16 protein-coding genes are annotated in these 22,168 nt (G+C 67.5%); 8 read left to right on the forward strand and 8 right to left on the reverse strand.

Annotation, left to right across the window (positions count from 1 at the left end):
- Nucleotides 1-2: 2 nt before the first annotated feature.
- Both IDF66_RS11800 and IDF66_RS11805 read right to left on the reverse strand, forming a co-directional pair.
- The gene (locus tag IDF66_RS11800; protein ID WP_164309548.1) at nt 3-506 is read right to left on the reverse strand and encodes a GtrA family protein; all 504 of its coding nucleotides are present in this window, start codon (nt 504-506) and stop codon (nt 3-5) included.
- 53 nt (nt 507-559) lie between these two features.
- Nucleotides 560-1,390 carry an aldo/keto reductase gene (locus IDF66_RS11805; protein ID WP_190266975.1) on the reverse strand — a complete coding sequence of 277 codons (831 nt, stop codon included), beginning with the start codon at nt 1,388-1,390 and terminating at the stop codon, nt 560-562.
- A gap of 67 nt (nt 1,391-1,457) precedes the next feature.
- On the opposite strand from IDF66_RS11805, the gene IDF66_RS11810 reads away from it, so the two are divergent.
- The 6 genes from IDF66_RS11810 (at nt 1,458) to IDF66_RS11835 (ending at nt 9,306) form a co-directional block, all read left to right on the forward strand.
- Entirely contained in the window at nt 1,458-2,675 is a 1,218-nt protein-coding gene (locus IDF66_RS11810; protein ID WP_190266976.1) for a prolyl oligopeptidase family serine peptidase, read from the forward strand.
- 66 nt (nt 2,676-2,741) lie between these two features.
- Nucleotides 2,742-4,277: a phytoene desaturase family protein gene (locus IDF66_RS11815; RefSeq protein WP_190266977.1), complete on the forward strand. Its 1,536-nt coding sequence runs from the start codon at nt 2,742-2,744 to the stop codon at nt 4,275-4,277.
- Nucleotides 4,278-4,375: 98 nt separating this feature from the next.
- Nucleotides 4,376-5,794 carry an FAD-binding oxidoreductase gene (locus IDF66_RS11820; RefSeq protein WP_164309544.1) on the forward strand — a complete coding sequence of 473 codons (1,419 nt, stop codon included), beginning with the start codon at nt 4,376-4,378 and terminating at the stop codon, nt 5,792-5,794.
- Nucleotides 5,795-5,846: 52 nt separating this feature from the next.
- Nucleotides 5,847-6,608 (forward strand): decaprenylphospho-beta-D-erythro-pentofuranosid-2-ulose 2-reductase, encoded by a 762-nt coding sequence (locus tag IDF66_RS11825; RefSeq protein WP_164309543.1) that lies wholly within the window; start codon nt 5,847-5,849, stop codon nt 6,606-6,608.
- Between the two features lie 2 nt (nt 6,609-6,610).
- Nucleotides 6,611-8,548: a galactan 5-O-arabinofuranosyltransferase gene (locus IDF66_RS11830; protein ID WP_190266978.1), complete on the forward strand. Its 1,938-nt coding sequence runs from the start codon at nt 6,611-6,613 to the stop codon at nt 8,546-8,548.
- Nucleotides 8,545-9,306, forward strand: a complete 762-nt coding sequence (locus IDF66_RS11835) for an MBL fold metallo-hydrolase (protein WP_190266979.1) — start codon at nt 8,545-8,547, stop codon at nt 9,304-9,306. Before IDF66_RS11830 ends, IDF66_RS11835 begins: the two co-directional genes overlap by 4 nt.
- A 97-nt stretch (nt 9,307-9,403) precedes the next feature.
- On the opposite strand, the gene IDF66_RS11840 is transcribed toward IDF66_RS11835, so the two are convergent.
- Nucleotides 9,404-9,724, reverse strand: coding sequence for an ArsR/SmtB family transcription factor (locus IDF66_RS11840; RefSeq protein WP_164309540.1), 321 nt, complete (start codon nt 9,722-9,724; stop codon nt 9,404-9,406).
- A 40-nt stretch (nt 9,725-9,764) separates the two neighbouring features.
- On the reverse strand, nt 9,765-10,214 hold the full coding sequence (locus IDF66_RS11845) for an SRPBCC domain-containing protein (RefSeq protein WP_190266980.1): 450 nt from the start codon (nt 10,212-10,214) through the stop codon (nt 9,765-9,767).
- A gap of 133 nt (nt 10,215-10,347) precedes the next feature.
- Between IDF66_RS11845 and IDF66_RS11850 the strand changes: the two genes are divergently transcribed.
- The gene (locus IDF66_RS11850; protein WP_190266981.1) at nt 10,348-10,665 is read left to right on the forward strand and encodes an antibiotic biosynthesis monooxygenase; all 318 of its coding nucleotides are present in this window, start codon (nt 10,348-10,350) and stop codon (nt 10,663-10,665) included.
- 32 nt (nt 10,666-10,697) lie between these two features.
- Here the strand turns inward: IDF66_RS11850 and IDF66_RS11855 are convergent, their stop codons facing one another.
- Both IDF66_RS11855 and aroQ read right to left on the reverse strand, forming a co-directional pair.
- Nucleotides 10,698-11,510, reverse strand: a complete 813-nt coding sequence (locus tag IDF66_RS11855) for an SAM-dependent methyltransferase (protein ID WP_190266982.1) — start codon at nt 11,508-11,510, stop codon at nt 10,698-10,700.
- Complete coding sequence (aroQ, locus tag IDF66_RS11860; RefSeq protein ID WP_190266983.1) at nt 11,507-11,974, reverse strand: type II 3-dehydroquinate dehydratase; 468 nt, start codon at nt 11,972-11,974, stop codon at nt 11,507-11,509. The genes IDF66_RS11855 and aroQ overlap by 4 nt, the downstream gene beginning before the upstream one ends.
- 68 nt (nt 11,975-12,042) lie before the next feature.
- Between aroQ and IDF66_RS11865 the strand changes: the two genes are divergently transcribed.
- Nucleotides 12,043-15,372, forward strand: a complete 3,330-nt coding sequence (locus tag IDF66_RS11865; RefSeq protein ID WP_190266984.1) for an arabinosyltransferase domain-containing protein — start codon at nt 12,043-12,045, stop codon at nt 15,370-15,372.
- Nucleotides 15,373-15,423: 51 nt separating this feature from the next.
- Here the strand turns inward: IDF66_RS11865 and IDF66_RS11870 are convergent, their stop codons facing one another.
- Nucleotides 15,424-18,798: an arabinosyltransferase domain-containing protein gene (locus tag IDF66_RS11870; RefSeq protein ID WP_190266985.1), complete on the reverse strand. Its 3,375-nt coding sequence runs from the start codon at nt 18,796-18,798 to the stop codon at nt 15,424-15,426.
- Nucleotides 18,791-22,081, reverse strand: coding sequence for an arabinosyltransferase domain-containing protein (locus IDF66_RS11875; RefSeq protein WP_190266986.1), 3,291 nt, complete (start codon nt 22,079-22,081; stop codon nt 18,791-18,793). Before IDF66_RS11875 ends, IDF66_RS11870 begins: the two co-directional genes overlap by 8 nt.
- Nucleotides 22,082-22,168: the final 87 nt, after the last annotated feature.

The raw sequence follows: 22,168 nt of genomic DNA on the forward strand, positions 1-22,168 counted from the left end.
CGTCAGCGGATCCGGAAGATGACCAGGCGTTGCACGATGAAATTGATGACCGTCGCAGTGCCCTGCGCGATGACATAGGCGGCGAAGCTGTAGACGATCGTCTGCGGCCACAGGTGCGAGCACCAGGTGTACAGACCGACGTTGACGAAGAATGTCACACCGTAGAGGGCCGCCACCGCCACGAACCGCAACGCGCTCGGCTCGGCCTCGAACGTCCAGCGACGATTCAGCAGATATGCGGTGGTGGTGCCGAGGATGAAGCCGAACGACTTGGCGATCCAGAACGGCGTACCGATCACGTATTGGAGGAGCAGGGTCAGTCCGAAGTCGAGAACCCCGGACCCCGCGCCGGTGATGGCGAATCGGATGATCTGTGTCTTCAGGTCGACATTCGTCGACGCCTCGCCATCGTTGAACGGCAGCTCCAGGGGCGTCGGAGCATGGCGGGTGGTGAAATCGTCGTGGCGCGGATGTTCGTCCTCTGCGCCGGACTCGGGTCGAGACACGCCTGCAACCCTAGTCCAGCCGTCGATCGGATGGCCGACGGTGGCCCCCGTGCCTAGAACTCTTCCTCGACCTCGGAGTCGCGTGCGGCCTTCTCACCCCGATCGAGTTCGGCCAGCGCGGTCAGGTCATCGGGCTCGAACGCGAAGTCGAAGAGATCGGCGTTCTCGATCTGACGGCCGGCGTGCGACGACTTCGGCACCACGCTGATCCCCTGTTGGACCGCCCACCGAAGCGCGATCTGGGTCGGCGACTTGCCGTACTTGCGTGCCAGCCGGATCACCGCCGGCTCACCGAGCATGCCCTCCTTGCGCCCGGTCGGATGCCACGCCTGGGCATGGATTCCGTTCTCCGTCATGAATTCCCGCAGTTCCGTGCGCGCCAGCGCCGGGGAGCACTGGATCTGGTTGAGTGCGGGCCAGCGACCCGTCTCGTCGTAGAGCGACTGCAGTTGGCGCTGTGTGAAGTTCGAGACGCCCGCGGTACGTATGAAACCCTCGTCGGCCAGTGTCAGCAACGCCTTCCAGGACTCGACCGTACGGCCGAGACTCGGGCAGGGCCAATGGATCAGGTAGATGTCGATGTGGTCGACGGCCAGACGTCGCGCACTGTCCTGCGCCGCGTTGATCGCCTCGTCGAAGCCCTGGTCTCCGCCCCCGAGTTTGGTCTGTACCACCACGTCGTCGCGCGGGACCCCGGACTGCCGCAGACCCATCCCGACGCTGCGCTCGTTGCTGTAGCGGCTCGCCGTGTCGATCATCCGATACCCAGACCGCAGGGCTCCGGCGACGGCGGTGACACTCGGTCGCCCCAGCAAGCCCGACGTCCCGAGTCCGACCATCGGGATCACGTATCCGTTGTTCAGCTTCACTGACGGAATGTCCACCCACCAAGGATAGGCGTATCGGGGCATCTCGGTGAGGCGGTCGAAGACGTGATCTACGCTGCCGTTCATGAAGTCTCGCTCGCTGCGCCGGGGCGCCGCCGCAACCATCGCCGCCCTCACCGTCGCAGGCGCCGCCTGGGCCGCGTCGCCGTCGGCCCTCGCCGCCCCGGAACCGGCCACCGCACCACCACAGTGGTCGGGCCTCGACGTCCGCGACTACCCGGGCCCGGTACCGACCACGGCAGGGACGCTGATCTCGAAGGTGCCCCTCGACGCCGGTCTGAGTGTGCCCGGCGCTGCGAAGGCATATCGGATCCACTACGCGACGCCCGATCAGCACAACCGCCCCGCATCCAGCACCGGTGCCGTGTTCGTGCCCGGTGGAACACCGCCCCGCGGCGGCTGGCCGATGATCGCGTGGGCGCACGGCACCACCGGCCTCGGCGACAGCTGTACCCCGTCGGCGCAGCCCCGCAGCGCACGCGACGCAGCCTACCTCGGACACTGGCTACGCCAGGGGTACGCCGTGGTGGCGACCGATTACGTCGGCCTCGGCACACCCGGGTTGATGAGTTACCTCAACGGAGAGTCGGAGGCGCATTCGATCGTCGACTCGGTGAAGGCCGCACGACAGATGGACCTGCCCCTCGCGTCGCGATGGGCCATCGTCGGCCAGTCCCAGGGTGCGGGAGCCGCACTCGGCGGCGCGCGCCGGGCAACCGAACTGTCCGCGGGCAGCGGCCTGGATTATCGCGGCGTGGTGGCCACCGGCACACCGGCGAACATCGAGTTGCTCCTCGGTCTCGGTGGGCCCGCGTTCCCGCCGGTGACCCTGCCGGCCGCGCTCAACACGTACGCCGCCTACATCCTGGCCGGTTTCGCCGACGCCCGACCGGATCTCGACCCGCTGTCGATCATGACCCCGACGGGCCGGCGACTGATCGGCGCTGCACGGACCCTGTGCTATCCGGAGATGACCGCCCTCATGAAGGGGCGTGATCTGCGGACCATGTTCCGCGCACCGATCTCGTCGCTCCCGGGCGCACAGGCGGCGCTGACCCGGTACATGGGCACCCCCTACTCCGGCTACGACCGGCCGATCTTTCTCGGGCAGGGTCTCCTCGACACCGATGTGCCTGCGCCGTCGGCACTCTCGCTGTATGGCCAGATGCGCGCCAACGACCAGCCCGTCGAGCTGCACGTCTACCCGGACAAGGACCACTCCGGCACCGTGATCGCATCGATGGCCGACTCGACACCGTTCCTGGCCCGCATCATGCGCTGAGCGGTGTCGCGCCACGTGCGGTGAACCCCGCCCGCCGCGTGCGGCGATCTGCGAGGCTGGACGGTGATGACCTACGACGACATCATCATCGGTGCCGGGCACAATGGGCTGACCGCGGCCGCGTATCTCGCAGCCGCCGGGCGCTCGGTACTGGTGCTCGAGCGAGCCGATCACGTCGGCGGCGCCGCGGTGTCGGCGATGCCGTTCCCCGGGCTACCCGCCCGTGTCTCCCGGTACTCGTATCTGGTCTCACTCCTGCCCCGGGAGATCATCGCCGACCTCGAACTCGACATCCGGCTGATCCGACGCCGTTTCTCCTCGTACACCCCGCTGCCGGCCGACCCCGCCACCGGCATCCTCGTCGACAACGAGGACACCGCGGCGACCGCCGCAAGCTTTCGGCGCGCCACCGGCTCAGAGGCGGCGTTCACCGCGTGGGAGTCGTTCGGCACCCGGATGGGCACCATCGCGCAGCGGGTCTTCCCGACGATGATCGAACCCCTCCGCTCGGCGGAGCAGATGCGCGACCTGGTGGTCGGCACCGACACCTCGGATGCCGAGATCTGGGAGATGCTCACGTCGCGTCCGCTCGGTGAGCTCCTCGGACAGTACTTCGACGACGACGTGGTGCGCGGCATCGCGGCCACCGACGGACTCATCGGAACCTTCGCCGACCTCGACGAATCGCCGCTGCGGCAGAACATCTGCTTCCTCTACCACCTGATCGGCGGCGGTACCGGCAACTGGGATGTGCCGGTCGGCGGGATGGGTGCGGTGTCCGGCGCGCTCTATCAGGCCGCCGCCGCGGCGGGCGCCGAGATCCGCACCGGCGTCCGGGTGCTCGGCGTGGACCCGTCGGACGGGACCGTCGAACTCGCCGGCGACCGCGTGACCGGGTCGATGCTGTACGCGGCCTGCGCACCACAGGTGATCAACGGCCTCCTCGACGAGCCCGTCGACACCGAGGCAGACCCGAGGGGTTCGCAGCTGAAGATCAACCTCCTGCTCGAACGGCTGCCGCGCCTGTGCGACACGACGACGTCGCCGGAGGCCGCGTTCGCCGGCACCTTCCACATCAACGAATCCGCGAGCCAGCTGCGGATCGCGTGGGAGCAGGCCGACCGTGGCCAGGTGCCCGAACAGCCGCCGTGCGAGATCTACTGCCACACACTCTCGGACGGCTCGATCCTCGGCCCCGAGCTCGAGGGCAGACACACTCTGACGCTGTTCGCCCTGCACATGCCCCCGGAGGTGTTCGACGCACCCGGCGCCGTCGAGCACGCGGTCGGCGCCACCCTCGCATCGTTGAACTCCGTGCTCGCCGAGCCCATCCAGTCGGTGATCGCCCACGACGTGACCGGCAATCCCTGCATCGAGGTCAAGACCCCGCAGGATCTCGAGGAGAACCTCGGCCTGCCCGGCGGCAACATCTTTCACCGCAGCCTCCAGTGGCCGTGGGCCGAGTCCGAATCCGAGGTCGGGTCCTGGGGCGTGGAGACCCGGCATCCGCGCCTGCTGCTCTGCGGAGCCGGCGCACGGCGCGGCGGCGGGGTGAGCGGCATCCCGGGCCACAATGCGGCAGCGAGAACACTCCGCGGATAGCGATCCGGGGCAACCGCCGCAGATGCACACCCGTCCCTCAGCGTTTTCTCACCGTGAGGGCTCTGTGCCCGCGCACCGTGCAGGTACCCTCATGAGCGATGTCTACAGAAGAGCTGTTGCCGATCGAGACCCGCAAACTGATGGGGTGGGGACGCACGATGCCCATCCAGGGGCACGTGCTGGCGACCCCATACCCCGAGGTCATCGCCGAGGCGGTGGCGCGAGTTGCCGACCAGAATGCCGACAAACCCGACTATCTCAAACGCGGCGTGATCGCCCGCGGACTCGGTCGCTCCTACGGTGAGAACGCGCAGAATGCCGGTGGCCTGACCATCGACATGTCGCTGCTCAACCGGATCTACTCGATCGACCCCGACACCGCCATCGTCGACGTCGACGCCGGCGTCGATCTGGACACGCTGATGCGCAAGGCGCTGCCACACGGTCTGTGGGTCCCGGTGCTGCCGGGCACGAGGCAGGTGACCGTCGGCGGCGCGATCGGCTGCGACATCCACGGCAAGAACCACCACAGCGCCGGCAGCTTCGGCAACCACGTGGTCGAGGTCACGCTGCTACTCGCCAGCGGGAAGATCATCACGATCACCCCGGACGGCACCGACGACGATCCCGACGCCTCGATCTTCTGGGCCACCGTCGGCGGCATCGGCCTGACCGGGATCATCCTGCGGGCGAAGATCAGGATGACCCGTACCGAGTCGGCGTATTTCATCGCCGACGGCACGGTCACGTCCACACTCGACGAGACCATCGCCCTGCATCAGGACGGCAGCGAGTCGAACTACACCTACAGCTCCGGCTGGTTCGACGCGATCAGCAAGCCCCCGAAGCTCGGCCGCGGCACGTTCTCCCGCGGTTCGCTCGCCACCCTGGATCAGCTGCCGCCGGAACTGGCCAAGGACCCGTTGAAGTTCGACGCCCCGACCCTGATGAACTTCCCCGACATCTTCCCCAACGGGCTGGCCAACAAGTTCGACTTCTCCATCGTCGGCGAGGCCTATTACCGGATGGGTGGCAACTACACCGGGAAGATCCAGAATCTGACGCAGTTCTATCACCCGCTCGATCTGTTCGGGAACTGGAATCGCGCCTACGGCTCCAAGGGGTTCCTGCAGTACCAATTCATCGTCCCGCCGGAGGCCGTCGAGGAGTTCAAGCAGATCATCATCGACATCCAGGCATCCGGGCACGTCAGCTTCCTCAACGTGTTCAAACTGTTCGGCCCGGGAAATCAGGCGCCACTGTCGTTCCCGATGGCGGGATGGAACATCTGCGTCGACTTCCCCATCAAGAAGGGCCTCGCCGAGTTCTGCAACGAACTCGACCGGCGGGTCATGTCGATCGGCGGCCGCCTCTACACCGCAAAGGATTCGCGCACCTCGGCCGATACCTTCCACGCGATGTATCCGAGGGTCGACGAGTGGATCTCGACGCGCCGCCGTGTCGATCCGGAGCGGGTGTTCATGTCCGATATGGGACGCCGCCTCCAGCTCGTCTGAAACAAGCCCGAACTGCCAGGGCCACAACGCTTCCCAAAGGAGAAATGACACCATGATCAATGCCGTCGGCGTGCCGCGGTCCGTCCTCGTGCTGGGCGGGAGTTCCGAGATCGGGCTGGCCATCACCGAGGAGTACCTCAAGAAGGGCCCGATGCGGGTGGTGCTGGCCACCGTCCCCGGCGACCCCGCGGCGACGGCCGCCGCCGAGAAGATGACCAAGGCCGGAGCATCGAGCGTCGAGCAGATCGACTTCGACGCCCTCGCCCCGGAGACCCATCCGGCCGTACTGGACAAGGCCTTCGCCGGCGGCGACATCGATGTCGCGATCGTGGCCTTCGGTATCCAACCCGACGACGAGAAGGCCTGGCAGGACCAGAAGGTCGCGGTCACCGAGGCGGGGATCAACTACACCGCCGCGGTGTCGGTCGGGGTGTTGCTGGGCGAGAAGATGCGCGCACAGGGGTTCGGTCAGATCATCGCGATGAGCTCGGTCGCCGGAGAACGGGTGCGCCGCAGCAACTTCGTGTACGGCTCCACCAAGGCCGGCCTCGACGGCTTCTACCTCGGGCTCGGTGACGCATTGCGTCCGTTCGGCATCCGCGTCCTGGTCATCCGGCCGGGACAGGTCCGGACCCGCCTGTCGGCGCACGTGAAGGAGGCGCCGATGACGGTCGAGAAGGAGGACGTCGCACGCCTGGCCGTCGCGGCCGCCGACAAGGGCAAGGAAATCGTCTGGGCGCCCGGGCCGTTCCGCTTCGTGATGATCATCCTGCGGCACATCCCGCGCCCGATCTTCCGTCGACTGCCCATCTGAGGATGGCACTCCCCGCTCGCCGCGCCCGCGACGTCGGAGAACTCGTCGTCGGTGCGGTCGTCGCCGTTGCGATCGCCTACCTCGGCCTCAAGATCATCGGGGCTGTCGACTGGCCCGCGTTCAACTCGTCCAACGTGAGTCGGGCGCTCACCACCGTCGGCCAGGTCGTCGCCGTCGCGCTGCTGGTGGTCGCCGTGATCCTCCATCGCGGCGGCCGCGTCCGATGGCTGACGAGCCTTCTGTCGGTGGTCGGGTCGGCCGGTCTGGTGACGGTCACGCTCGGCATGCCGCTGGGCGCCACCAAGCTCTATCTGTTCGGTCTCTCGGTGGATCAGGAGTTCCGTACCGAGTACCTGACCAGGATGACGAGCAGCCCCCGACTGGCCGACATGACCTACATCGACCTGCCGCCGTACTACCCGGCAGGCTGGTTCTGGTGGGGCGGGCGGTTCGCCAATGTCGAGGGCCTTCCCGGCTGGGAGGCCTACAAACCGTGGGCGATCATCTCGATGTCGGTGGCCGCGGCCGTGGGCATCCTGCTGTGGACGCGGATGGTCGGCGCGAACCGCGGGATCCCGATCGCGCTCGCGGTCACCACCATCACCCTCATGTACGCCTCCCCGGAGCCGTACGCGGCGGTGCTGGTCATGATCGGCACGCCGATGCTCATCACGCTGCTCTACGCGCTGCGCGGCCGATCGCGCATCGCCGACGGGCCGGTCGGCGGGCTCCGGCGCGGGACGAGTTGGCCTGCCGTGGTCGCGGCGGGTGCGTTCCTGGGCCTCAGCGCCACCTTCTACACCCTCTACACCGGCCTGTTCGCCCTCACCGCGGCCCTGATGGCGCTCTATCTCATCGGCCAGGCTTGGTTCGGCGCCTCCAACAAGGCCGTTCCCGACGAGACGGTCTCCGCCCGAAGGCGTTCGACGATCGGTGCGGTCATCGGCCGACTCGTGTCGGTCGGCGTGATCGCCGGACTCATCGCATTGCTCGTGTGGGCGCCGTACCTGTGGTCGAGGCTCCGCAGTGAACCGGCCAGCGGCGGTACCGCCGAGCACTACCTGCCCGAGCGTGGCTCCATCCTGCCGCTGCCGTTCTTCCACTTCACCCTCGTCGGGATCATCACCTTCATCGGGCTGGTCTGGCTCTTGCTGCGTTTCCGGAAACGGACGATCGCCCTCGCGCTGGGCTTGACGGTGCTGACCGTCTACCTGTTCTGCCTGCTGTCGATGCTCCTCACCGCCGCGGGCACCACGCTCCTCTCGTTCCGTCTCGATCCGATCCTCGATGCGACCCTCGGCGCCGCCGGTGTGCTCGGTGTGGCGGAGGTGTCGCGGTGGGCGGTCGGTAGATTCGGCGATGTCCGGTTCGCGATCGGTGCCGTCGCGGCGGTCTCCGCCATCGCCCTCGCCCAAGGCGTCCCGGGCTATCTCTCCACCGAGATCACCACCGCCTACACCGATACCGACGGCTACGGGAAACGCGCCGATCAGCGACCACCGGGCGCCGAATCGTACTTTCCCGAGATCAATCGCCTCATCCACCGACAGACCGGCCGGCCGGCCGAGCAGAACGTGGTGCTCACCGCCGACTACGGATTCCTCTCCATCTACCCGTACTGGGGTTTCCAGGGTCTGACATCGCATTACGCCAATCCGTTGGCGCAGTTCGACAAGCGCGCGGCCATCATCGCGCGGTGGTCGGAGTCGACGACGCCCGACCAGATGATCAGAAAGCTCGACCGGTCACCGTGGAAGCCACCGAATGTCTTCCTGTTCCGCTATGGCGCAGACGGTTACACGCTGAGGTTGGCAAAGGATGTCTATCCGAACGACCCGAACGTCAGCCGGTACTCGGTCACGTTCGATCCCGCGGTGTTCGCCGACCCACGCTTCACGGTGACCGAGGTCGGCCCGTTCGTGGTGGTGGTCCGGAGATGATCGTGCCGAAGAGCAGGTTCCTGATCAGCCGGGTCGACGCCGGATCGTCATCGGCCTTCCTGGTACACACCGACGTCGTGAACTGGGTTCTGCTCCAAGAGGGTTCGGGCATCACCCTGATCGACGGCGGCTACCCGGGCCAGGCCTCCGACGTGGTGGAGTCGATCCGGCACATCGGCGGGCGGCCCGAGGACATCCAAGGTGCGCTGCTGACCCATGCCCACGTCGATCACCTCGGCGGACTCGTGTCCCTGAGCGAGCAGTACGGATTCGACGTGTACATGGATCCGGTCGAGGTGACACACGCCCGACGTGAGTACCTCCAGCAGGCCGGCCCCCTCGACATCCTGCCGATCGCGTACCGGCCACGTGTCCTGCGGTGGCTGGCCGCGGTGACCCCGCTCGGCGTGTTGAGCCGCAAGGGAATCGACGGCGCCAAGCCGTTCGGGACCCGACTCGACCTACCCGGCGGTCCGACTCCGGTTGCCGCACACGGTCATACCGACGGACACAGCGCCTATCTCGTCGCCGACGATACCGTCCTGGTGTCCGGCGATGCACTGGTCAGTGGGCATCCGATCTCGGCAATCGCAGGCCCGCAATGTATCTCGGATGCCTTTCAGCACGACGTCGAGACGGCACGGCGGACCGTCGAATCGTTCACCCGGCTCGACGCGACCGTCCTGTTCCCCGGCCACGGACCGCGATACGACGGTTCCGTCGCGGACGCCGCCCGGCGAGCGCTCGACGTGTCCTGAGCGGTTGCCCCGCGATATCGGAAAACCGCCCCGGGAAAGCGCCTGCCAAGGACCACCGATCGGCAGACGTCGATGGGAGCTCTCTGACAGGCGGTTCTCAGGGGCGGCCGTCCTCGGCGATCGACCTGATCCGGTCGAGTCGGCGGTCCCAGCCACGCGCGATGGTATCGAGTTGTCGGGCGACCTGACTCAGCCGCGCGCCAACCGGCTCGTAACGCAGCTCCCGGCCGGCCTTGGCCGAACTGACCAGCCCCACCTCCTCCAGTACGCGAAGGTGTTTCGCGATCGCCTGTCTGGTGATGGGCAGTTCGGACGCCAGCGCCGACGCCGACGCCGGGGCCGCGGAGAGCGTCACGAGGATCTGCCACCGACTGTCGTCGGCGAGCGCCGCGAACAGATCGACCGGCGCGGCGGCCATTAAATCCCCCGTCGCTTCGCTCGCCGAGACCACATCCCCATCAGGCACGGGCAGCGGCCCCGTTGAGGTGGGCGCGAGCCAGATCCAGCTCGATGCCCCACCCCTCGGTGTGGTCGTCGAATCGCGAGCGGCGATCGGCCTCCGGCTCGGAGAGCGACCCGAAGCCCGACTCGGCGACCTTGAGTACGACGCCCGTCTCCGCCTCGGTGACCCAGAACTCCACCAGCGTCGATGAACTCGACAGGTCATCGGCATCGATGTGCCAGCGGAAGGCCGCATAGTTCGGTTCGTCGAGTGTCACCGTCCGGAAGGCGAACCGACCATGGTCGGGGTCGGTGACGTAGGAGATATCGCCGTCGCGACTGATCTGATGGTCGAGGATCTTCTGATCGTTGATGTACCAGCCCGGCTCGCTGACAAGTGCCCAGACGCGGTCGGCGGGGGCGTCGATGCTGATCTCGCGTTCGATGCGATCGAATTGGGTGTCCACGGTGTCCTCCTCGGGACTCGATGGTTTGTGTGCAACCCGATAGTTGCACAGAACCTCTACGTCTGCAACCCCTCGGTTGCAATCAGGAGTGCTGCTTGACCTCAAGTGAACTTGAAGTATGAGACTTTGCGACATGACATCGACATCACCGCAGCTCCACCGCATCGACAAGTTCGCCGTGCCCGCCGAGGCGATGACCGAGTTCCTCACTCGGGTACGGCACACCCACCGGATCCTCGGTGGCCAGCCGGGCATCGTCCGCAACGACGTCGTGACGCTGGTCGACGGCGAGAGCGACTACAACGTGGTGACCGCGGTGACGTGGGAGTCACGCGAAGCACTCCAGAACGCCGGTCGGGCGGTGGCCGCGGATGTCGCGGCGAGCGGATTCGACCGGGCCGCTTTCCTGCGGCGACTCGGGGTCACGGCGGACTTCGGGACGTACTCGTGACGTCGTGACGCGCCCGCGCTCGCCCGCGGCCCTCAACCCCGCCGAGTGCCCGCCAACAGCGACGCCGAGCTCATCCCCGGCCGATTGATCGGCCTGCCGTGCGCCGCCAGTACGGACCCGGTGTCACTCAGCGAGCACTCCCACCCCGCCGCGTCCAGGGCGGCGGGAACGTCCGGGTTGTCGTGCCAGAGTGCGCGGATCTCGGCGAAGGGATCGTCACGGCCGGGCGCGCGTCTGCGCGCCCGGCGCACGGTGACACCGATCCTCGAATCCGCTGTCGCCGCCACGCTGACACCGTCGATGACGCGGGTCACGACGTCGGCGGGCAGATACGCGAGCAGCCCCTCGGCGAGCCACGCCGACGGTTCGTCGGGTCGAAAACCGTTGTCCTGCAGCGCACGCAACCAGTCGTCGACGAGGTCGCAACGCACCGGCCGCCGGTCGACGACGGGTTCGATCCCCACCTCGGCGACCACGGCCTCCTTCACGTCGACCACTGCGGGGCGGTCGACCTCGAACAGCCGGGAGTCGGGTGTGAGCCCGCTCCGGAATCCTCGACCGTCCAGACCGGAGCCGAGGATGACGAACTGCCGGATTCCCGCCGCGGCGGCGTCTGCGAGGACATCGTCGAGAAACAGGGTCCGTGCGACGAGCCACAGGTACATCGCCTCGACCTCGACACGGCTGTCCTCGCTGTCACGTTCGGCCGGATACGGCCGCGGACGCACACGCGCGATGGCCTCGGCGAGCGGGTCATGAAAGAGGGCATCGCGACGCGAGGACTCCGTCGCCCGTGCCCACGCGACCCCGAGTGCGGTTCTGCCGACGGCATCCAGTTCGCTCAATGGGCGTCGACCAGTTCCGCGAGCCGACGGATCGCGAACTCATAGCCTGCAATGCCGCAGCCGGCGATCACCCCGGACGCGATCGGCGACACGTAGGAATGATGCCGGAACGCCTCGCGCCGGTGGATGTTGCTGATGTGGACCTCCATGATCGGCACCTCCGGAACCACCAGCGCGTCAGCCAGCGCGACCGACGTGTGCGTCCAGCCGCCCGGGTTGATCACGATGCCGCTGACCTGCCCGCGGGCCTCGTGGATCCAGTCGATCATCTGGCCCTCGTGATTGGTCTGGGCGGCCCGCAGACCGAACCCCACTTCCGATGCGGTCCGTTCCGCGAGCGCGACGACGTCGTCGAGGGTCGCCGATCCGTAGACGTCCGGCTGCCGGACGCCCAGGGTGTTCAGGTTCGGGCCGTTGAGCAGCAGAATCGGCAGGGGTTCGGGGCTCGACGAGGTGTCCGGCATGGCTCCAACCATAGTTCAGTCCTTTGCGCCGACATCGCGCCCAGGGACAACGGTTACCATCTCTCTTTGTGCCATCGCCGACGGTCCGACGAGCCAAGATCGTCGCCATCATCACCGGACTGCTCGGACTGTTCATGGCACTGGCCACGCCGCTCATGCCGGTCCAGCAGACCACGGCGCAGATCAATTGGCCACAGGACAACACCGTCGGATCGGTTGCCGCCCCGCTGATCAGCTATGTCCCCATCGACTTCGACGCGCACGTCCCGTGCCGCGCCGTCGATCAACTCGGCGACGGCGAATCGGTACTGCTGTCGACGACGCCCAAAGAGGCCGAGAAATCCCCGGAACGCGGGCTGTTCATCCGTAAGACCGGGCAACCCGGCGATCCCCCCGATCAGCAGACCATCGAGGTGGTCATCCGGAACCTCCCGCTGGTCTCGGCGACACTGGCGCAGGTCCGGCAGCAGGACTGCCGCGAGATCGTCGTGCACGCGGACTCCGAGGCGGTGTCGGCCGAGTTCGTCGGGATGCGCAACGACCAGGGCGAACCGCTCGACGGCACCACCGCCGGCCGGGAGTCCAACACCTACGACCAGGACCAGCGACCGCAGGTCACCGGACTGTTCACCGACCTCTCCGGTCCGGCCGCGAGTCAACCGGGCCTCAGCGCACACGCCACCATCGACTCCCGCTACACGACGGCTCCGACCATCCTGAAATGGCTCGTCCTGATCGTCGGCATCATCTGCACCCTGTTGTCGTTGGCCGCGCTCGCCGTCCTCGACTCCACCGACGGCCGCAAACACCGGCGCATCCTCCCGGCGCGCTGGTGGCGGCTCAACGCCCGCGACTACGTGGTCATCGGCGCGCTGATCCTGTGGCACTTCATCGGACCCAACACCTCCGACGACGGCTATCTGCTGACCATGGCCCGCGTCGCGCAGAACGCGCAGTACACGGCCAACTACTTCCGATGGTATGGCGCTCCCGAGGCACCGTTCGGCTGGTACTACCAGGTCTTCGGACTGCTCAGCCATGTCAGTGTGGCCAGCCCGTGGATGCGCATCCCCGCATTGATCTGCGGCATCGGCGTCTGGCTCATCATCAGCCACGAGGTGCTGCCGAGACTCGGTCGTGCCGCCATCACCCGCCCGTCCGTCGGGTGGACCGCCGCCTTCGTGTTCCTCGTGTCGTGGTTCCCGTTCGACAACGGTCTGCGCCCGGAACCGATCATCTGTCTGGGCGCCCTGCTCACATGGTGTTCGGTGGAACGTGCCATCGCGACCGGGCGTCTCCTACCCGCCGCGGTGGCCTGTCTGATCGGTGCGTTCAGCCTGGCCGCCGGTCCGACCGGTCTGCTCGCCGTGGCCGCGCTCATCGCGGGCGCACGACCGATGATCCTGGCACTGATCAAGCGCGCGAAGGTCATCGGCGGCGGTCGATGGGCCTACGTCGCACTGGTGGCACCTATCCTCGCGGCAGGCACCTTCATCATCTTCGTCGTGTTCTCCAATCTCACGCTGCGATCATTCGTCGAGGCGTCGCAGATGAAGACCGCCCTCGGACCGTCGGGCCACTGGTACAACGAGATCAATCGCTACTCGTCGCTGTTCGCCTTCTCCGCCGACGGCTCCATCGTCCGACGGTTCGCCGTCCTCGCGATGATCCTCGGCCTGGTGGTGTCGGCGGCCATGCTGATCCGCCGGTCCCGCATCCCCGGCACCGCGCTGGGTCCGTCCCGACGCATCGTCGCGATCACTTTCGCGTCGTTGGTCTTCCTGATGTTCACGCCGACGAAGTGGACACACCACTTCGGGGTGTTCGCCGGACTCGGGGCGGCGCTCGCAGCCATCGCGGCGATCGCGGCGAGTAATCACGTCATGCATTCCAGGCGCAACCGCACGCTGTTCGCGGCGTTGGTCCTGTTCATCGCGGGTCTGGCGTTCACAGCACCCAACTCGTATTACTACTCGTCCGCCTGGGGAATGCCCTGGGGCGTCATGCAGGTCACCATCGCGGGGGTGAACCTGGCAAATCTGCTCTTGTACGCAGCACTCGTACTCCTGTTGGCGGCCTTGTGGTTCCACTTCCGTGAGCCGTTCACCGGAGTCGATCCGGCCGACCAGAGACCCGACCCCTCGGCGCGGCCGTGGTACCGACGGCTCGCGGCGATGCTCGCCTCGGCTCCGTTGGCCTTCGTCGCCGCGGCGGTGGTGATCTTCGCCCTGGTCACCGCGATGTTCGCCGGCATCCAGCAGAGCTCGTCGTATTCCGTGCCGCGCGCGAATCTGGAGGCGCTCAAGGGCGAGGAATGCGGTATGGCCGACAAGGTCTGGGTCGAGACGGACCCCAGCCGATACCAGCTCAAGCCCGTCGACGGATCGATAGCCGACCCGCTGGCAGGCCCGCCGACGGCACCAACCGACGCAACCCAGCCGGCCACCACCGGATTCACCGCGAACGGGGTGGACGAGGATCTCGAGACCACGGCGAGCGAGGGCTCGCTGGGCGTACTGGCCGGTAGCGCAGTCGCGTCGCCGGATGTACTGACCGCCAACGCAGGCGGCACCGGGGGCGGCATCGAGTCGACTGCCGGGGTCAACGGCAGTCATGCACAACTCCCGTTCTTCCTCGACCCGGCGAAGACGCCGGTGATGGGCAGCTACTCGAAGACCGATCAGGTCCCGGCACATCTGACGTCGGCGTGGTACGCGATGCCCGCCGATTACAAGGACCGTCCGATGGTGGCATTCTCGGTCGCCGGCCTCTTCGACAATCCGGACCTGCTGCTCGAATACACCACCGATCCGGTCGGACCGGGTACCCGCGACGCGTCGCTCCATGCCACGGGTGACACCGAGATGATCGACCCCGGCCCGCGTCCGTCATGGCGGAACGCCCGTGTCACCACTGATTCACTGCCGGACGACATCACCGCGGTTCGGATCGTCGCCACCGACGAGAACCTCTCGGAGGACCGCTTCATCGTGGTCACCCCGCCTCGACTCCCGGAGATGCAGACGCTGCAGCAGGTGGTCGGGCGCGAGGACCCTGTGCACGTCGACTGGACCTCCGGCCTCTCGTTCCCGTGTCAGCGGCCGTTCACCCACAAGGACGGGGTGGCCGAGATCCCCAAGTGGCGCATCATGCCGGGTGCCGACCTTGCCGCAGCGGTGTCGGCATGGCAGAACTCCTTCGGCGGAGGCCCGCTCGGCTGGATCGAGGTCTCTCAGCAGGCCACCGCGATGTCCACCTACCTCCAGGACGACATCGGACGCGACTGGGGCGCGCTCGAGCGCTACACGCCGTACGGCGACGTGACCAGGCTCGCCGACATCGACACCGGAACGGCGACCCGCAGCGGGTTGTGGAGCCCGGCGCCGATCCGGCACTGAGTTCGTAGCGATAGTCCGCGCTGAGCGCGGACCATCGCTACGAAACGCGAGTCAGTTCTTGATCGCCCGCATCGGGCCCGGCGTCCACGTACCGCCGTGCACGTCGCCGGTGACCTTCAGTTCCGCATCGACCTGGGGCTTGAGCGGCACGAGTCGCTGCAGGCTGCCCCAGTCCCGGGCCCAGCCGTTGCGCAGGTAGGTCGGCAGCACGATGGGACGCAACTCGTTCTCGACGATGCCCAGCGGCCCGCCGTAGTCGCCTGCCATCCAGCGACGTGAGTTGACCCGTTCGCCCTCGGCATCGGGTGTGACCCGCCACTTCGGCGTCTCGAGCACACCGTTGACCGCGGCGGCCGGTCGCTGACACGGGAACGCCAGGGCGACCTCCCAGTCCAAGAGCACCGGGTCGTCGCTGCCCACGAGCGAATTCAACGTCACCATCTTGGTGACACGCGGCGGGGTCATCGCCAGCCACTGCTGGGAGTCCGTCGAGGTGTCGTCGGCGACGATCCGCGTGACCGTGGCCCGCGGCGGCACCTGGTCGAGTGGCACACGCATGTTTCGCCACTCGGGGTCGGTGTCGATGCCCAACGGCACCACCGACGCCACCGTGGTGACGCGGCCGTCCGGCTCCACGCGCCCGAACTCGAGCCTCAGCTTCTGGCCGGGATGGGTGACGGCGAGGTGATCGACGTACTCCACCTTGCCCGCAACCGACATCGTGAGCAGCGGCGCGTCGTCGCTGCGTGCCGGCAGCTGATACCAGTCCGACGTCAGATGCGCTCGGCCCGACGGCGACCCGTAGCTACCGAGGACCGGGACTCGACGCTGGTCGAGGCCGAACGGCAACCGCACCGACGACCCGTTCACGCCCTGGGTGGCTGTGGTGCCACCGCCGGTGTCGGCGGCACCCGCCGAGCCGCTCGGTTCTTCCTGCGCCGACGTCGGATCCGATTGCGAACGGTCCAGTTCCGTCGAGCTCTTGTCCGCATCGGCGTCCGACGAGCCCCCACCGGAATCGGCGTCGCTTTCCAGATCCGTCGACACGCCGTCGGGATCGAAGCCCGACATGCCCCGGCCTGCCAATGCCGCACCCGCCGACGGATTGTTCTGTCCGGCAACACCGGCCGGGGCCAAGAGACCCGTGTTGGGGTCGGCCTCCACCATGACCGCATCCGCCAGAGCGCAGGGGCTGCCCCGCAGCGCATCGATGTTGGAGCTGGTCCACGACCACGAATCCTGCTGTGTCCGAGCCGCCTTGGCGAACGACACGAAGTTGAACAACAGGATCACGGTGGAGATGATCGCCAACGAGTAGGTCGGCATCCGCGCGAAGATGCTGCCTCCCGAATCTGCCGGGCCGGCGACAGATTCACCCCGCTGCTCGAGCTGATCATCTCGGTAGTACTGCCAGACGCCGTACAAGGTCAGCAGCACAGCCACCACCAGGATGGGGACGAACAGCCCCACACCGGCGACATTCGGGGTGTCGTCGGCCCACGGGATGCCGTAACTGCCGACGTACCACCACTGGTTGCGCCCGGCGAAAGCCACCGCGAGTGCATACGCAGCGGCCGCCGCGATGAATGTCCGGTTGCACCGGCGGCGCATCACCGACGGCTGCAGGAAGACCGTCGCCGCGGCAGCGAGCACGCCTGTGAGACACGCGAAGGCACCCATCTGGTGCGTGGCCTTGGTCGGGACGAACGCGAGTACCGCCACCGCACCCGACGTGACCGCGATGAGCCGCCACAGCGGAGCGCTCGGCACGCCCGGCACCCGACGCTTGCTCAGCAGGGTGAGGACGATGATGCCCACCGACAGAATTGTCACGAAGATGCCGACCCGCCGTGCGATGGAGCCGTCCGGAGTCGGGTTCAGCAGGATGTAGTACCGCATCGCCTCGGTCCACCATTCGTTGGTGGGTCCGACGATGCCCTGCACCTTGATGCCCTCGCGGATGGCAGCCAGCGACTGGTCGGCGAAGATCTCGAACAACACCGCCAAGCCTGCTGCCAGGACCGGCATGAGCAAGGGCAGCAGGCCATCCCGCACACGGCGGCGGCGCAGACGCCTCAGCAACGGACGTACCGCGGCCAGCAACGGCAGGACCGCGATTGCGCCGGCCGGATGAATCGTCAGTGTGAAGGCCGCCGCCAGCACGGCAAGCGTCAGTGGGAAGAACCGTCCGGTGGCGATCGAACGCTCGACCAGTACCCAGGTGAGCAGGATTCCGACACTGAGCGCCGGTTCCACACGCAATCCGTTGTTGAACGCGAGCCATACCACCAGGAAGCCGAGTGCTGCCGTCCAACGGGCCGCGTTCGACGACCGCACCGCCCGACCGAGCCGAGGCAGCGCCGCGCGACTGATCAGGAACCACCCCGCCAGCGCGAACAGCAGAGGCAGCACGCGTAGCCACGGGGTGGCCGTACTCACCTGCATCCACAGCGCGAGATAGCGATAGTGCCAGCCGAACGGGTCCTGCGGCGCACCGAAATAGCGGTAGTAGTTGTCGAGATAGCCCGCACCGGGCGCGACGCGTCCCACGGTGACCTGGTAGCCGTCGTCGGCGGTGTTGCCACCCACGAACAGCCATACCACCAGCACACCGGTGACCACCACATCGAGCGGCTTGAGCCGCCACCAACGATCTCTACCCGCGCGGACCATACGCCGCAGCCGCCGTCCATCGCGTGCGTCGAGCACAGCCAGCGCGATCATCGAGACGATCGTGGAGATCACGCCGAGGATCAGGAGCGCACCCTTGAGGGTCGTCGGACTCGAGATGAATCGGGTGTCGATCGTCGATCGGTACGAGAGCCCCTCTGTGGAGACGTCTTTCGGAAGATCGGTGTAGACACCGATGATCTGGGGACGCGCGTTGGGGTCGTCGAGCCGGAAACTCTGGGTCCCGGCATCCGGGTCGACGCCCTCGACCTCGCCGCGGCTACCAGAGGTGTCCGCGTGGATGACCACCCGACATTGCGCATTCTGTTGCGCGTCGGCACGAGGTACGTTCAGCAACACCGCGTTTCGCTGCGTCACCAGCAGTCGGTCATGGGTGGCGCGGACGAACAGGCCGACGGTTCCGGCCTCCGCGCCGTTCTCGGGCACCGTCGACAGCAGCACCCCGCCCGACGGCGGCAGGTCGGCCGCGAGCCGGCACGGCACCGAGATGTCCATGGACACCGGCGCATACGACACGTTGGGCGCCGCGACGTTCTCCACGACCGGATTGCTCGGCTGTGGCCACTGCAGTTCGGTCTTGGTGTAGGTCACCGGCAGGAACGGCGCAGCGATCGCCAGCAGCACCCCGAGTGCACCCGCCACGATCGCGACGATCTTCGCGATCCTGATGGTCCTGCTGTCGGGCGCCGAGCGCATCGGCTGCGCTGCCTTCTCCCGTGACGTCGGCTCAGTCATTCTGCGGCACCACCCTGATCGATCCCGGTCGCGTCCATCCCCAGGCTGTCGTGGTCCCGGTGTTCACCCGCGCGGGCGTCGCATCCGGCACCAGCGGCGACAACCGTTGCAGCCCACCCCAATCGCGATACCAGTCGTTGTCGAGGTAGGTGGCAACCGTCGTCGCACTCGTCAATGCCTCCGGCGTGCCGAGGATGCCGCCGTTGACCGACGCCTGCCACGTCTTCGACTTGGAATTGGTGGTCGTCTGGTCCGGGACGATGCGCCACTTCGGCACTTCGCTCACACCATTTCGCGTGCTCATCGGGCGCTGGCAAGGGAATTGGCTACCGACCGACCGATCCAGCAGCACCGGGGTCCGGGACCCGACGACGTCCTGCAGGGTGTGCAGTTCCGGTGCCCGGGGCGGCGTGAACGCCAACCACTGGTCAGGGCTGACGTTGTCGTCCACCGCGACGATCCGCATGGCCGTCGCACCGGCGGGAACCGCCGTCATCGGGATACGCAGGTTCCGCCACGGTCGATTCGGCCGCCCGGGTCCCGGATCGATGGGGGTGTACGCCTTTCCCACCTGCTGGAAGTCGCCGGAGCCGGCGGTCTTGCCGAACTGCACCTGCAGCGACCGGCCGGCCTGCGGCACGCCGTCCTGGTCGACCGAGAAGACCGGCCCGGCCGCGGTGATCACCAGCAACGGCGACGCATCCCGCGCCGGCAGCCGGTACCAGCCGGAAGTCAATTCGGCGGTGCCGTTGTCGTGCCCGTAACTGCCCAGGACCGGGGTGGTCTTCGGGTCGAGGCCGAACGGCAGCGCCGCCGACGAACCGTTGATCGTCTTCGGTCCGGAACCACCGGTGGTGCCGGGGGATCCGCCGGTGACGACGAACGGCCGCGACAGGTCGCCGGACGTGTTGATGGTGCCCGCACCCAACGACGTCGGGTCGGGAAGCAGGTCTCCCGCGACGCCGTCCGGAGTGAAGCCGGAGGATTCGCCCGCGAGCGCCCGGGAGATGTCGCGGGTACCGATCGGCGACAGCGCACCACGATTGGGATTCTGTTCCAGCAGCACCTGATCGGCCATGCTACAGGGATCACCCGCGAGCGCGCGGGTATTCGCGTGGAACGTGGTGTACGTGTCCGAGCGGTCCACGGCGGCCTTGGCGAACAGCCCCATCTCGCCGACCACCACCAGGGTGGCGATCACCAGCATGGGTGCCGATGCCACAGCGATCTGCATGCGCGACAGGCGAGTCCGGTCACCGCGAACCTTTCCGCGGTCCGCGTCGACGTCGATCCGCAGGTGATACCAGGTTGCCACCGCGAGTGCCAGGACGGTGAGCACCAAGAACACCGACGACAGCGGCGTCCCCGCCACCACCGGCGCCTTGTCGAACCACGAGATGCCGAAATCGTAGCCCCAGCCCCACGCGTTCTCACCCGCGACGGCGACCGCGCAGGCGAACAGCAGCACCGCGATGTACATCCACAGATTGCGCGGCGAACGTCGTGCCGACTGCGCGACGGCGACCGTCGCCACCGCGGCCATCGCCGCTCCGACACCCGCATAGATCCCGAACTGGATGGTCCACTTGGTCGGTGTGAACGACAGCAGCAGCACCGTCAGCAGGATCGAGCCGACGAGTCGCCACACCGGACCGGGGTCGACACCACGGATGTGCTTGCGCCGCAACATCACCGCCAGCGTCACGAACAGTGCGGCAACCAGCAGGAGCAGCGGCACGCGTCGCACCAGCGACCCGTCCTGAGTGGTCAGGGAGAGATAGTAGAAGCGCAGGAGTTCCTGGTACCAGGCCAACGTCGGGCCAACGGTGTAGCGAAGGCGGACTGCCTCGGCGACGTTGGCGAGCGTCTGGTCGCGGAAGACGACGATGACCACCACCGCGAACGCCCCGGCGACCGGCGCCAGCAACGGCAGCATGCCGTTCTCGCGACGGCGGGTCCGGATGGTGCGCAACATCGGTCGCGAACCCGCGATGAGCATCGCAAGCGCGATGACGCCGTGCGGGGCCACCGCCAGGGTGAGGCCGGCGGCCAGCGCGGCACCCGCCGCCGGCAGCATCCGGCGGGTGGCGACGGCCTGCTCGACCGCCCACCAGGTGAGTAACGATCCGAGCACGATGATGCCCTCGCTGCGCAACCCGCTGCACAGCGGCATCCAGAAGGCCACGAACACCGCGGCTGCGGTGAACATCGCCCACTGGGAACGGCGGACCGCACCACCCAGCCGCGGCAGCAGGATCCGGCTCAGCACGAACCAACTGACCAATCCCGCCACCAGGGCGGGCAGTCGCATCCAGACACCGGCCGTCGACACGGTCGACCAGTGGGAGAGGAAGCTGTAGTACCAGTCGAACGGCGCCTCCGGGATCCCGAAGAAGCGGTAGTAGTTCGCCAGGTAACCGGCGTCGTGCGCGTTGCGGCCCATGTTCAGGATGTAGCCGTCGTCGGACGATCCGGCGCCCAGGAAGTGCCACACGACGAGCGCTGCGGTCACCGCGATGTCGGCGGCCCGCGGCGCCAGCAGCCGACGTAGGTCGAGGCGTCCGATCCGGCGGTGATATCCGTTTCGGACGTCGAGGATCGCGATCGCGATGAACGCCATGGCCGCGGCGATCAACCCGACGATCATCGTGATGAGCTTGATCACCGACGGGCTGGTGTCGAAGCGATTGTCGATGTCCAGATGGACCGCCAGCCGGTCTGCGGACGGCCCCTGACCGGCGGCCTGACGCACGGCGGAGGGTTCGAGTCCGGTGAAGACCCCGGACACCTGTGGGCGATCGCCCGGGTCACCCGCGACAGCCGGGCCGAGCCCGACAAACTGTGCCTCGACCCCCGACGACGATGCGCGCACGGTCAGCCGGTCGCAGCGGGCGAGGTCGGCCCGATCGGCACGGGCCAGTTCCTGACCGCGCATCGAGACCGAGACCGCCTGGCCGTCTGCGGTCACGAACAGCGCCTTGTTGGATGCGTCGCGCCCCGCAGACGGCATGGTGGAGACCACCACGGTCGTCTTGTCGGCCGGGGTCTGCGCCAGGGCGCGACACCCGACGGTGACATCGAGGCCTGCGGCCGTCTGGGCCACCAGCGGCGCGGTCACCGACGCGCTGGTCCCGGTGGTCTGCTGGGGCCAGTCGATGGACGCGGTGTGCCGGCTGACCGGCAGCAAAGGCGTCAGCACGGCAGCGACGATCGCGACCAGTCCGGACACGATGGCGATCGCGGCCCAGACACGTGTGGGCGATCGTCGGGAAGAGGCAGTCATCAGACGGTGACCCTAGTTCACCGGAAAAAACCTGTTGTAGCGCAGTCCGGGTCTGACTAGGTCCTCTCAGGGAAGTCCCATACCATC

Origin of the sequence: Gordonia hankookensis (assembly GCF_014673215.1) — a bacterium.
Taxonomy (GTDB): Bacteria; Actinomycetota; Actinomycetes; order Mycobacteriales; family Mycobacteriaceae; genus Gordonia; species Gordonia hankookensis.

Coding starts and splice junctions, on each gene's coding strand:
- IDF66_RS11870 (WP_190266985.1), bottom strand. CDS start 18,798: ATGACTGAGCCGACGTCACGGGAGAAGGCAGCGCAGCCGATGCGCTCG.
- IDF66_RS11830 (WP_190266978.1), top strand. CDS start 6,611: ATGGCACTCCCCGCTCGCCGCGCCCGCGACGTCGGAGAACTCGTCGTC.
- IDF66_RS11810 (WP_190266976.1), top strand. CDS start 1,458: ATGAAGTCTCGCTCGCTGCGCCGGGGCGCCGCCGCAACCATCGCCGCC.
- IDF66_RS11850 (WP_190266981.1), top strand. CDS start 10,348: ATGACATCGACATCACCGCAGCTCCACCGCATCGACAAGTTCGCCGTG.
- IDF66_RS11820 (WP_164309544.1), top strand. CDS start 4,376: ATGTCTACAGAAGAGCTGTTGCCGATCGAGACCCGCAAACTGATGGGG.
- IDF66_RS11825 (WP_164309543.1), top strand. CDS start 5,847: ATGATCAATGCCGTCGGCGTGCCGCGGTCCGTCCTCGTGCTGGGCGGG.
- IDF66_RS11875 (WP_190266986.1), bottom strand. CDS start 22,081: ATGACTGCCTCTTCCCGACGATCGCCCACACGTGTCTGGGCCGCGATC.
- IDF66_RS11835 (WP_190266979.1), top strand. CDS start 8,545: ATGATCGTGCCGAAGAGCAGGTTCCTGATCAGCCGGGTCGACGCCGGA.
- aroQ (WP_190266983.1), bottom strand. CDS start 11,974: ATGCCGGACACCTCGTCGAGCCCCGAACCCCTGCCGATTCTGCTGCTC.
- IDF66_RS11840 (WP_164309540.1), bottom strand. CDS start 9,724: ATGGCCGCCGCGCCGGTCGATCTGTTCGCGGCGCTCGCCGACGACAGT.
- IDF66_RS11815 (WP_190266977.1), top strand. CDS start 2,742: ATGACCTACGACGACATCATCATCGGTGCCGGGCACAATGGGCTGACC.